The sequence below is a fragment of the Microbispora sp. NPDC049125 genome, assembly GCF_040802045.1.
Classification (GTDB): domain Bacteria; phylum Actinomycetota; class Actinomycetes; order Streptosporangiales; family Streptosporangiaceae; genus Microbispora.
On sequence record NZ_JBEZDW010000009.1, the window covers coordinates 167,706 to 179,460 of the forward strand.

The 11,755-nt window shown below is 70.7% G+C and carries 8 protein-coding genes; 1 reads left to right on the forward strand and 7 read right to left on the reverse strand.

Annotated features, from left to right (window positions below; all coding sequences use genetic code 11):
- Nucleotides 1-58 precede the first annotated feature (58 nt).
- The 6 genes from AB0B72_RS13885 to metH all read right to left on the reverse strand — a co-directional run bounded on the left by AB0B72_RS13885 (nucleotide 59) and on the right by metH (nucleotide 9,838).
- Complete coding sequence (locus AB0B72_RS13885; RefSeq protein ID WP_367739077.1) at nucleotides 59-1,840, reverse strand: ABC transporter substrate-binding protein; 1,782 nt, start codon at nucleotides 1,838-1,840, stop codon at nucleotides 59-61.
- Nucleotides 1,841-1,895: 55 nt separating this feature from the next.
- Nucleotides 1,896-2,900 carry an ABC transporter permease gene (locus AB0B72_RS13890; protein WP_367739078.1) on the reverse strand — a complete coding sequence of 335 codons (1,005 nt, stop codon included), beginning with the start codon at nucleotides 2,898-2,900 and terminating at the stop codon, nucleotides 1,896-1,898.
- 319 nt (nucleotides 2,901-3,219) lie between these two features.
- Nucleotides 3,220-3,762 (reverse strand): cellulose synthase, encoded by a 543-nt coding sequence (locus AB0B72_RS13895; protein ID WP_367739079.1) that lies wholly within the window; start codon nucleotides 3,760-3,762, stop codon nucleotides 3,220-3,222.
- An 82-nt stretch (nucleotides 3,763-3,844) separates the two neighbouring features.
- A complete protein-coding gene (locus tag AB0B72_RS13900; RefSeq protein ID WP_367739080.1) occupies nucleotides 3,845-4,486 on the reverse strand; it encodes an HAD family hydrolase in 642 nt (213 codons plus the stop codon).
- 57 nt (nucleotides 4,487-4,543) lie between these two features.
- The gene (locus AB0B72_RS13905; protein ID WP_367739081.1) at nucleotides 4,544-6,328 is read right to left on the reverse strand and encodes an HAD family hydrolase; all 1,785 of its coding nucleotides are present in this window, start codon (nucleotides 6,326-6,328) and stop codon (nucleotides 4,544-4,546) included.
- 45 nt (nucleotides 6,329-6,373) lie between these two features.
- Nucleotides 6,374-9,838, reverse strand: coding sequence for a methionine synthase (gene metH, locus AB0B72_RS13910; RefSeq protein WP_367739082.1), 3,465 nt, complete (start codon nucleotides 9,836-9,838; stop codon nucleotides 6,374-6,376).
- Nucleotides 9,839-10,048: 210 nt separating this feature from the next.
- Between metH and AB0B72_RS13915 the strand changes: the two genes are divergently transcribed.
- The gene (locus tag AB0B72_RS13915; RefSeq protein WP_367739083.1) at nucleotides 10,049-10,903 is read left to right on the forward strand and encodes a PAC2 family protein; all 855 of its coding nucleotides are present in this window, start codon (nucleotides 10,049-10,051) and stop codon (nucleotides 10,901-10,903) included.
- On the opposite strand, the gene AB0B72_RS13920 is transcribed toward AB0B72_RS13915, so the two are convergent.
- Nucleotides 10,900-11,706, reverse strand: coding sequence for a hypothetical protein (locus tag AB0B72_RS13920; protein ID WP_367739084.1), 807 nt, complete (start codon nucleotides 11,704-11,706; stop codon nucleotides 10,900-10,902). The genes AB0B72_RS13915 and AB0B72_RS13920 overlap by 4 nt on opposite strands.
- Nucleotides 11,707-11,755: the final 49 nt, after the last annotated feature.

Sequence of the window (11,755 nt, forward strand, 5' to 3'; positions counted from 1 at the left end):
GGGGCCGGACGCCTCCCGCCTTCACCTGCCTAACTTGATATTGGTTGCGCCCGAGTGGTTACTGGACCCCGAGGGCGACGTAGTCGTACATCTGCTGCGAGTCGCTGATGAAGACGTTGGTCAGGCCCTTGCCCCGCAGGAGCAGGGACTTGGCCCAGACGCCCGGCAGGATCACGGCCTCTTCCATGACCCGCTTGTCGATCTGGCCCCACAGCGCCTCGCGCTTGGCGGTGTCGGTCTCCATGTTGGCCTGGTCGATCAGCTTGTCCACGTCCGGGATGCGGACGCTGACGTTGGACGAGCCGCCGGTCTCCCGGATGACCCGGCTGTCGACCATCTGCTGGAGGAAGCCGTAGCCGTCGTTCCAGTCCGAGCCCCAGCCGTTGACGGCGAGACCGATCTTGTTCTTCTTCACGAACGGCGGGTTGCCGGCGAAGGAGGCGAAGTACTCACCCTGCGGGTACGGCTGGAGGGTCAGCTTGATCCCGACCCGGGCGAGCGACTGCTGCAGCGACTCGGCGGTCGCCTTCTCCTTGGGCCGCTCGGCGCGGTAGGCGATGTTCGTCTCGAAGCCGTTCGGCTGGCCGCAGGCGGCCAGGGCCGCCTTGGCCTTGGCGATGTCGCCCTTGCCGCCCTCGCTCGGGTACAGGTCGATCTTCTGGTGGCCCGGGATCGTCGGGGGCAGCAGGTTGGTGGCGATGTCGCCTCCGGAGAGCGGGCCTCCGTACGCGGTCTGGTAGCCGGTCAGGTCGGCGCCGTACATCACGGCCTTGCGGCAGTCGATGTTGTCGAACGGCGGGACCGTCGTCGGGATCGACGTGTACCACAGGCGCGACAGCGTCGGGTTGTCCGCCCGGGCCTTGAGGGCCGGGTCGGGCAGGACCTTGCTCAGCGACGCGGGCTGCAGGCCGGTGCCGGCCACGTCGACCTGGATGTCGCCGTTGATGAGACGGTTGTCGAGGTCGTTGGCCTCGACGTTCACCTGGACCTCGATCCGGTCCGGCAGCGCCGGGCGGTTCGGGTCGGTCGCCGGGTCCCAGTTCTCGTTGCGCACGAGGGCGAAGTTCTTACCCGCCGGCGCGTCGCCCTCGAACTTGTACGGGCCCGAGGAGACGACGTGGTCGCGGTACTTGGCGCCGGTGTCCTTGGCCTGCGGCACCGGGGCCGTCGGGGACATCTGGGCCAGGTAGTCGAAGCCGGCGAACGGCTGCTTGAGGTGGAAGACGATCGTCTTGTCGTCGGGCGTCTCGATCGCCGAGCTGACGTCGGCGCCCTTCGACTTGTACGGGCCCTTGTAGTCCTTGGGCCAGGCGAGCAGCTCGTTGAGGTACGTCGGGCCGTTCGGGTACGTCTCCTTGTCGAACGACCGCTCGACGCCGTACGCCACGTCCTTCGACGTGATCGGCGTGCCGTCCTCGAACTTCAGGCCGGACCTCAGCGTGTAGGTCCAGGTCTTGCCGTTGTCGCTCGGCTTGCCGAGGTCCTCGGCGAGGTCCGGGACGACCTTGTTGCCCTCGCCTCCGGGGGCGGTCTTGAAGACGGTCAGCGTCCGCCAGTAGAGGCGGCCGAAGTTCCACGCGTAGCCGTAGTACGTGTTGGCCGGGTCGAGCGAGTCCCAGTCACCCGAGTTGGCGAACTTGAGGGTGCCGCCCTTCTTGGTGGAGGGGTTGAAGATCTTGCCCCCGTTCGCCGCGTCGAACGCGTCCTGGGCCGCGGCGCCGGCGCCCTGCCCGGCGCTCTGCGAGGCCTGGCCGCCACCGCCGCCACCGCCGCCGCAGGCGGAAAGGCCCAGGGCCAGGGCGGCCACGGCCGCCGCGGCCAGTGTGGATTTCTTCTTCATCTACTGATGCACCCCTTGGTGTAGTGCTGGAGGGTTGGGGAACGACGCCGGAGGGTCAGCGCGCCCGCGGGTCGAACGCGTCACGCAGGCCGTCTCCGAACAGGTTGAACGCGAGCACGGTGATGAAGATCGCCAGCCCCGGGAAGAGGGCGAAGTGCGGCATCGTGTAGAAGCGCACCGCATCCGAGAGCATGCCGCCCCACGTCGGCGTCGGAGGCCTGATCCCCACACCGAGGAACGACAGCGCCGCCTCGAACAGGATGTTGCTGGGGATGAGGAGCGTGGAGTAGACGAGGATCGGCGCGATCAGGTTGGGCAGCAGCTCCCGGAAGACCACGTACAGGGGCCGGGCGCCCAGGCTGCGGGCCGCGTCGACGAACTCCCGCTCGCGCAGCGACAGCGTCTGTCCCCGGATGATCCGGCCGATGTAGGGCCAGTTGAAGAACCCGATCACGAAGATGAGCAGCCCGATCCGCAGCCCGTCGCCCTTGAAGCTGAGCTCGCTTTCGAACTGGCTCACCACGCCGACCAGCGCGATCGCGAACACCAGGAGCGGGAAGGCCAGGAACACGTCCATCGCGCGGCTGATCAGGGTGTCGACCCAGCCGCCGAAGTATCCGGCGACCACGCCGAGGACCGTGCCGATGATCACCGACACGACCGTGGCCAGGAACGCGATCAGCAGGGAGACCCAGGCGCCGGCGACGATCCGGCCGAAGATGTCCCGGCCGTTCACCGGCTCCAGCCCGAACGGGTGCTGCGCGCTCATCCCGCCGAAGGCGCCCTTGGGGGCGAGAGTGGACTGGTCGATGAGGTCCTGGTGGAAGGTGAGCGGGTCGAACCCGAGCGCCTTCGTGATGAAGGGCCCGACGATGGCCACGACGATGAGGAAGAGCACCACACAGGCGCCGGCCATGGCGACCTTGTCACGCTTGAGGCGCATCCAGGCGATCTGGCCGAGCGAGCGGCCCTGGATCGCCTTGGCGCCTCCCACCCCCTCCAGAACCGCCTCCGGAGCGGCCTCGGTTTGAGAGCCGCTGACGTCCATCGGCACGGTCATGGGGCCTCCTTGATCGGCTCCATGACCCGGGCGTGGTCCTGCGAGATGACCTTGCTTCGCGCGGTCATACGGTGTCGGCCCCCTGGGTCCCAGACGACATTGTTCAGGGGGCCGCCATTTTCGGCGGCGCCCCTGGAACGCACAATGTATGCGCTGAGCTGGGATGACTAGTCCCAGGGGCGTCGCTGTGGCTCAACTGTGATTTACGCGAAACTCATTCGTGTTGATCTTGAAAGATTTGTCGGAGTCTCGTTCCGGTTGTGTCCCGGATCTGTAACATTGCACTGACCGGTAACTTGGTCCCGGTATGTGGGATTTTTCAGCTGATCCCGCGGCGCTTCAGGATGTCCTCGATGTCGGAGAAATCGTCCGCGGCGGCAGGCTCCTTGGCCCGCTCGACGGGCCGTGGCGCGGGGTTGCCCCCGGCCGGCTTCGCGCCCTCCCGGCCCGGCCGCCTTCCGGTCGCCGCGCCTGCCACGCCCCCGGTGGCGGTCCCCCGCGCCGTCCCCGCCGTATCCGCGTCCCCCTGGGGGGCGCCGCCCTTGCGCGCCCGGGACAGGGCGCGGCCGCGCAGGGCGCCCGAGGCGAAGAAGAGCAGGACCGACAGGCCCGCCAGCACCACGCCGGCCCAGACCGCGGGGGACAGCACCAGCCCGGTGACGAAGCCGACGAGCGCCGCGCCGACGTTCCACAGGGTGCTCAGCGCCCCGGTGAGGTAGGCGGCGAGCGGGAGAAGCGACCATGCGGTGGCTCGCAGGCCGGCCGCGGCCCCCCTGCGCCGGAAGGCGAGATAGCTGAGCACGATGCCCACGCCGGTCAGCCCGCCGCATAGCGGCAGCCAGGCGATGTCGTTGAATGTCACGGCGGCCCCCTTGTGAACGGCGTACCTCCATCCTGGCACGCGGTCCGGCGGCCCGCCGGTTAATGATCTTGACTGGTTTCGATCAGTCGAAGAGCGAGCGGAGCAGGTGGATGTCCACGTCCACCAGCGACGGCATGACGAGCCTTCCCGGCGCCGGGGTGATCGGCACGACGCTCGGCACCGCCACGACGCGGCAGCCCGCCTCCGTCGCCGACGCCACGCCGTTCGGCGAGTCCTCCAGCACGACGCACCGGGCCGGGTCCACCGCCAGCAGGGACGCGGCGGTGAGGTACGGCTCGGGGTGGGGCTTGGTCCAGGTGACGTCGTCCGCGGTCACGATCACCTCGAAGTGCTCGCGGCTGATGGTCTTGAGCACCGCGTCGGCGATGACCCGCAGCGACGAGGTGACCAGCCCCGTGCGCACTCCCTCGTCGGTCAGGGCGCGCAGCAGCTCCAGGGCGCCCGGCATCGCCACGACGCCGGTGGACAGGCGGCTCTCCATCCCGTCGATGAGCCACTCCCCGACCACCTCCGGGGCGATGTCGGCCCCGGTCAGCGCCAGCATGTAGGCGACGGTCCGGTCCCATGAACCGCCGACGAGGCGCTCCTGGTGCTCCGGGCCCCACGACCCGCCCAGGCGCACCGCCACCTCGGCCTCGACCTCGAACCACACCTTCTCGGAGTCGACGAGCAGCCCGTCCATGTCGAAAAGAACAGCGTCCACGTGGCCCCTTCCCCCGGCGAGCGGACCCCCGATGAGGGGGGACTGACATCGTAGATGTCACCCGGGGTCGTACGGCTCGGCGGGAGCCGTGTAACGCTCCTCGATCAGCTCACGGATCCGGCGGCGGCCGTCCTGGGCGGAGTCCCGGCAGTCACGCTCCACCTCGGCGACCAGGTCCGCGAGTTCCTGGTCCTTCACGCACGTGGCGATCCAGGCGGAGTAGTCCCCGGCCCGCAGGTGGTGCAGCCACGTCTCCTCGTCCACGCCGTCGCCGATCCGGAGGAACAGGGTCAGGTTGTCCGCCGGCAGGTCGAGCCGCCCGCCGGGGCCGCGGAAGCGGAAGCTCTCCTCCTCCCCCAGACTGCCCGCGGCGTACTTGCGGCGGTGGCGGTGGCGCTCCCCCTCGGGCGGGGCCAGCACGGCGTGGACGGGCGGCCCCTCGGACGGCTGCCAGATCACCAGCTCACCGGTCGGCAGCGCGTCCCACTCGCCGCCGGGCGCCTCGACGCCCAGTGAGCGGGCCAGGCCGTCGAGCACCTGTCCGGGCCGGTCGCCGATGGCGATGACGCCGGTCAGGATCTTCCTGACCTCCTCGCTCACCGCCTCGGGATGCACGGTCACCATGAGCAGCGAGCCGGAGTCCGCGAGCCCCGACGCGTTCTCCAGCGCGAAGCCGGTGGGCATCAGGTGATGCGCCTCGTCGACGACCACCCAGTGCGGGGTCCCCTTGGCCGACCGCGACGCCGCGATCCTCGGCAGCAGGTCCTCGAAGAAGCCCGGCCGGTCGTCCAGCCGCACGCCCAGCAGGTTCACGACCACGCTCAGCCCGGGGTCGCCCAGCGCCTTGGCCACCTCCTCGACCACCGGGGCCCGCCGGGCGTCACCGAGCACCAGCGCGCCCTTCAGCCCGTCCGCGTAGTCGCCCTCGGGATCGATCAGGCAGAACTGGTATCCCGCCGTGCCGATCCGTTCCAGCAGCGCGCCGGTCACCGTCGACTTGCCGCTGTGGGACGGCCCGGCGATCAGCAGGCGCGTCCCGTAGGGCGACAGCCGCACCTCTTCCCCGTCACCGGCCCCATCACCGCTGTCACCGGCCCTGTCACCGGCGCTGTCACCGGCGCTGTCACCGGCCACCGAGCCGAGCAGGATGTGATGGCGGTCGAGCGGCACGCCGGACAGGTCGTCGTCGACGAGGCGCTCGACCAGCTCGGCGACCCCGCCGCCTTCGTCCTTCGACGTCACCAGGTCGCACCGTTCCTTGACCGCGGGCAGCGCGCCGGCGACCGCCACCGCGCACTCGCACATCGACAGGAACGCGTGGTCGTTCTCGGCGTCCCCGACGCCGACGATGCTGTGCGGGGACAGGCCGAGCTCCGCGGCGGCCTCGGCCAGCCCGGTCCCCTTGGTGACGCCGGCCGGCAGCACCATGACCGCACCCTTGTTGAAGATCACTTGGAGATCGAGCCCGAGCTCGCGTACGGCCTCCAAGGCCACGGTGTGGTGCGGCTCCACCGTCGCGACGATCACCTCGCCGGTCTCCAGCGGTTCGACGCCCTCCTCGCGGAGCCGTCGGGCGAAGTCCTCCGGCGGCGCCTGGGCGAGCGTGCGGGTCTCGCGCTCCGCCGGTCGATGGAGGACACCGCCGTTCTCCGCGACGACCACGTCGAACAGGTCGAGCCGGTCGAACGCGGCGGCCAGCTCCTCCAGCCGCCGCCCGGTGACGAGGATGAGCCGCCGCCCGGTCCGGCTGAGCCGTTCCAGGGCGGCGACGGTGTAGTCGTCCACCCGCCCGCCCGAGGCGAGCGTGCCGTCGAAGTCACATGCCAGGGCGTGAAAGCGCATGAGCGCCCGCTACCCCTTTGGGACCGCGCCCAGACGGCACAGTCCCTACACGTTGAAGTACTTGGCCTCGGGGTGGTGGGTGACCAGGGCGGACGTGGCCTGCTCGGGGTGGAGCTGGAACTCCTCCGAGAGGGTGACGCCGATGCGCGCGGGGTCGAGCAGCTCCATGACCTGAACCTGATCCTCCAGGTTCGGGCAGGCGGGGTACCCGAAGGAGTAGCGGCAGCCCGCGATGTTGACCTTGAGCATGTCGGTCAGCGACTCGTCGCCCCCGATGCCCAGCTCCGAGCGGACCCTGGCGTGCCAGTACTCCGCGAGCGCCTCGGTGAGCTGGACGGACAGGCCGTGCAGCTCCAGGTAGTCGCGGTAGGCGTCCTTGGCGAACAGCTCGGCCGCCGCCTCGCTGACCCGGTTGCCCATCGTGACGACCTGGAAGCCGACCACGTCGACCTCCCCCGACTCACGCGGCCGGAAGAAGTCGGCCAGGCACAGGTGCCGGTCGCGCCGCTGGCGGGGGAAGGTGAACCGGGTGCGCTCCTTGCCGGCGTCGTCGAGGATGATCAGGCTGTCGCCCTCGCTCACGCAGGGGAAGTAGCCGTAGACGACCGCCGCCTCCAGCAGGTTCTCCGTCTGCAGCCGGTCCAGCCACATGCGCAGCCGCGGCCGGCCCTCCTTCTCCACGAGCTCCTCGTACGACGGCCCGTCCCCGCCCCGGGAGGCCTTCAGGCCCCACTGGCCCATGAATGTCGCCCGCTCGTCGAGGTAGGCGGCGTAGTCGCCGAGCGGGATGCCCTTGACCACCCGGTCGCCGAGGAAGGGCGGGGTGGGCACCGGGACGTCGGTCGCGACGTCGGACCGGGCGGGCAGGTCCTCCACCGCCGTGCGCTCCAGGACGGCCCCCGTCTTCACGCGGCGCTCGCGCAGCGGCGGCAGGGTCGCGCCGTCCTCGCCGCGCTTGACGGCCATGAACGCGTCCATCAGCCGCAGGCCCTCGAAGGCGTCCCTGGCGTAGCGGACCTCGCCCTTGTAGAGGTCGGCCAGGTCCTGCTCGACGTACGCCCGGGTGAGGGCGGCGCCGCCGAGGAGCACCGGGTACTTGCCGGCGATGCCCCGGGAGTTCATCTCCTCGAGGTTCTCCTTCATGATGACCGTCGACTTCACCAGGAGCCCGGACATGCCGACCACGTCGGCGTTGTGCTCCTCGGCGGCCTCGAGGATCGTGGAGACCGGCTGCTTGATGCCGAGGTTCACCACGTCGTAGCCGTTGTTGGTCAAGATGATGTCGACCAGGTTCTTGCCGATGTCATGCACGTCGCCCTTGACGGTGGCCAGGACGATGCGCCCCTTCGTGCTCCCCTCGACCCGCTCCATGTGCGGCTCCAGGTAGGCCACGGCGGTCTTCATCACCTCGGCCGACTGCAGCACGAACGGCAGCTGCATCTGGCCCGAGCCGAACAGCTCGCCCACGGTCTTCATGCCGTCGAGGAGCACGTCGTTGATGATCTCCAGGGCGGGCCGCTGGGCCAGGGCCTCCTCGAGGTCGGCCTCCAGGCCCTTGCGCTCCCCGTCGACGATGCGCCGCTTGAGCCGCTCCCACAGCGGCAGCCCGGCGAGCTCGGCCGCCTTGTCGGCCTTCATCGAGGCCGCGTCGACGCCCTCGAACAGCTCCATGAACCGCTGCAGCGGGTCGTAGCCGTCGCGACGGCGGTCGTAGACCAGGTCGAGCGCGACCTGCCGCTGCTCGTCGGGGATCCGGGCCATCGGCAGGATCTTCGACGCGTGCACGATGGCCGAGTCGAGCCCGGCGTTGACGCACTCGTTCAGGAAGACGGAGTTGAGCACCATCCGAGCCGCCGGGTTGAGGCCGAACGACACGTTGGAAAGGCCCAGCGTCGTCTGCACCGCCGGGTAGCGGCGCTTCAGGTCGCGGATCGCCTGGATCGTCTCGATGCCGTCACGCCGCGTCTCCTCCTGGCCGGTGGAGACGGGGAAGGTGAGGCAGTCGACGATGATGTCCTCGACCTTCATCCCCCAGTTGTGGACCAGGTCCTCGATGAGCCGGGTGGCCACCCGGACCTTCCACTCGGCGGTGCGGGCCTGGCCCTCCTCGTCGATGGTGAGCGCGACCACGGCCGCACCGTGCTCCTTGACCAGCCGCATGACCTTGGTGAAGCGCGAGTCGGGCCCGTCGCCGTCCTCGTAGTTGACGGAGTTGACGACGGCGCGCCCGCCGAGCATCTCCAGGCCGGCCTCGATGACGGCGGGCTCGGTCGAGTCGATGACGATGGGCAGCGTCGAGGCGGTGGCGAAGCGGAAGGCCAGTTCCTTCATGTCGGCGACGCCGTCGCGGCCGACGTAGTCGACGCACAGGTCGAGCAGGTGGGCGCCGTCGCGGGCCTGCGCCCTGGCGATCTCGACGCACTCCTCGTAGTCGCCCTGGAGCATGGCCTCGCGGAACGCCTTGGAGCCGTTGGCGTTGGTCCGCTCGCCGATCGCCAGGTAGGAGGTGTCCTGGCGGAACGGCACGGCCTGGTAGAGCGAGGCCGCGCCCGCCTCGGGGCGGGGGCGCCGCACGCCGCGCTCCCTGCCGCCGACGCGCTCGACGACCTGGCGCAGGTGCTCGGGGGTGGTGCCGCAGCAGCCGCCGACCAGCGCGAGCCCGTAGTCGCGGGTGAACGCCTCGTGCGCGTCGGCCAGCTCGCCGGGGCTGAGCGGGTAGTACGCCCCGTCCGAGGTGAGCTGCGGCAGCCCGGCGTTGGGCATGCAGGACAGCGGCACCCGCGCGTGCCGCGCGAGGTAGCGCAGGTGCTCGCTCATCTCGGTCGGGCCGGTGGCGCAGTTGAGGCCGATCAGGTCCACGCCCAGCGGCTCGATCGCGGTCAGCGCCGCGCCGATCTCGGAGCCCAGCAGCATCGCGCCGTTCGTCTCGATGGTGACCTGGGTGATGATCGGCACGTCCCGGCCGGCGGCCTCGACGGCCCGCTTGGCGCCGACGACGGCCGCCTTCACCTGGAGGAGGTCCTGGCACGTCTCGACGATCAGCGCGTCGGCCCCGCCGGCGATCAGGCCTGCCGCGTTGTCCCGGTAGGCGTCCCGCAGGGTCGCGTACGGCAGGTGTCCCAGGGTGGGCAGCTTGGTCCCCGGGCCCATGGAGCCGAGCACGAAGCGGGGGTGGTCGGGGGTGGACCAGTGGTCGGCCCGCCCGCGCGCCAGCCGCGCGCCCGCCTCGGACAGCTCGAAGATCCGGTCGGCGATGTCGTACTCGCCGAGCGCCGCCCGGTTCGCGTTGAAGGTGTTGGTCTCGACGCAGTCGACGCCCACTTCGAGATACGCGTCGTGGACGGCGCTCACGATGTCGGGACGGCTGACGTTGAGCACGTCGTTGCAGCCCTCATGCCCCTGGAAGTCGTCGAGCGTCGGGTCGTAGGACTGCAGCATCGTCCCCATGGCCCCGTCGGCGATCAGAACGCGATGGGACAACGCTTCTCGGAAGGACGGTCGGCTGGTCATGGAGCAAAGCTTAACGGCCCTTGCTCGAGGATGACTTGACCGCTGATCGAACAGGGGAACTCCTGTTCCAGACGGCGGGCCGGGGCACGCGCCCCTCGGTCGCGGCCCGCCGCGACCGGCCGAGGGAGCCGCGAAGGTGCCGCGAGGGTCCGCCCACCGAATAGTCTTGGAGTGAGCGATACTGCTGTGGGCCACTGAGGGAGGCGGCGTGTGATCGAGTTCGAAGGGCTCCCCGAGCTCGTCGACCCGGTGCTGATCGCCGCGTTCGAAGGGTGGAACGACGCGGGCGAGGCGTCCAGCGGCGTGCTCGCCCACCTCGATGCGGAGTGGAAGGCCACCCCCCTGGTCGAGCTGGACCCGGAGGACTACTACGACTTCCAGGTCACCCGGCCCATCGTGGAGATGGGCGACGGCTTGACCCGCTCCATCGTGTGGCCCACCACCCGGCTGCTGCTCGCCCGCCCGCCGGGCGCCAAGCGGGACGTCGTGCTGCTGCGCGGGATCGAGCCGAACATGCGGTGGCGGTCGTACTGCGCGGAGATCGTGGGGCTCTGCCACGACCTGGGCGTCGACCTCGCCATCCTGCTGGGCGCGCTGCTCAACGACTCGCCGCACACCCGGCCGGTGCCGATCGTCGGAGCGGTGAGCGACCCCGGCATGGCCCGCGCGCTGAACCTGGAGCTGACCAAGTACGAGGGCCCCACCGGCATCGTCGGCGTGCTGCAGCACGCCCTGGGCGGCGCCGGGGTGCAGGCCGTGTCGCTGTGGGCGTCGGTCCCCCACTACGTCGCGCAGCCGCCCAACCCCAAGGCCACGCTCGCGCTGCTGCGCCGCATCGAGGACATGCTCGACATCCCCATGCCGTACGGCGAGCTGGCCGAGGAGGCCCGCGCCTGGGAGCACGGGGTCGACGAGCTCGCGGCCCAGGACACCGAGGTCGCGGAGTACGTCAAGGAGCTGGAGGAGCGCAAGGACGCCGCCGAGCTCCCCGAGGCCAGCGGCGACGCCATCGCGGCCGAGTTCGAGCGCTACCTGCGCCGCCGCGACCGCGGCACCGACCGCTAGGACGCCTCCCGCACGGGTGCGGGCGCGGCCGGCAGCGGGCGCGGCTCGGCGAGTTCGTGGGCGGAGCGGGCCAGCCAGATCAGCGTCAGCGCGTCGGCGGCCACCGTGGCCGCTTCGTAGACGACTCCGGTGTCCACCAGCGGCAAGCCCACCAGTGCGGAGCCCGCCAGGGAGGCGGCGCCGTACCGGACCGTGGCCCGCCGCCAGCGCTCGTCCCGCCGCTGCGCCCGCAGGACGAGCAGAGTCCAGATCAGCGCCGCCAGGCCGCAGACCTGGAACAGCCAGTCGGCGTCGGGCCAGTCGAGCGCGTCGAGCACCTCGCCGGCGGCGGCGCCTCCGTAGGCCAGCGCACCGGTGGCCCGCACGCGGTCGGCGTGCCTCAGGTCGCCCGCCACCACCGGATGGAACAGCACCACGACCGCCAGCATCACCACGGCGTCGAGCACCCTCGTCCACCAGGGCCACGACGACATGAGGAAGTACAACAGCCAGGTCGCAGCCGACGCGTACAGTCCCCCCCGCAGCCGCCGCGCATCCCGGTCCGGCTCGGGCGGCGGGCCCGTCAGCGGCCCGCGCAGGCTCTGCCACAGCGCCCAGGCCCACAGCGCGCCGAACAGGATCAGGGCGAGCACGTTCGGCCACGTCCCCGCGACGCCCTCGTCCACCTCCATGAACAGCGTCAACCGCCACAACACGCCGAGGTCGCCGGTGGCCGACGCGATCACGGCGGCGACCATCACCGCGACGGCGTACGCGACGACGACGAGCAGGGCGGGAACGCCGAAACGGTGGCGACGGAGCATGCGGCACTTCCTGGGGAACGGGAGCGGGCAGCCCACTTTAGCGGCCGTC

Coding starts and splice junctions, on each gene's coding strand:
- AB0B72_RS13885 (WP_367739077.1), bottom strand. CDS start 1,840: ATGAAGAAGAAATCCACACTGGCCGCGGCGGCCGTGGCCGCCCTGGCC.
- AB0B72_RS13890 (WP_367739078.1), bottom strand. CDS start 2,900: ATGACCGTGCCGATGGACGTCAGCGGCTCTCAAACCGAGGCCGCTCCG.
- AB0B72_RS13905 (WP_367739081.1), bottom strand. CDS start 6,328: ATGCGCTTTCACGCCCTGGCATGTGACTTCGACGGCACGCTCGCCTCG.
- metH (WP_367739082.1), bottom strand. CDS start 9,838: ATGACCAGCCGACCGTCCTTCCGAGAAGCGTTGTCCCATCGCGTTCTG.
- AB0B72_RS13920 (WP_367739084.1), bottom strand. CDS start 11,706: ATGCTCCGTCGCCACCGTTTCGGCGTTCCCGCCCTGCTCGTCGTCGTC.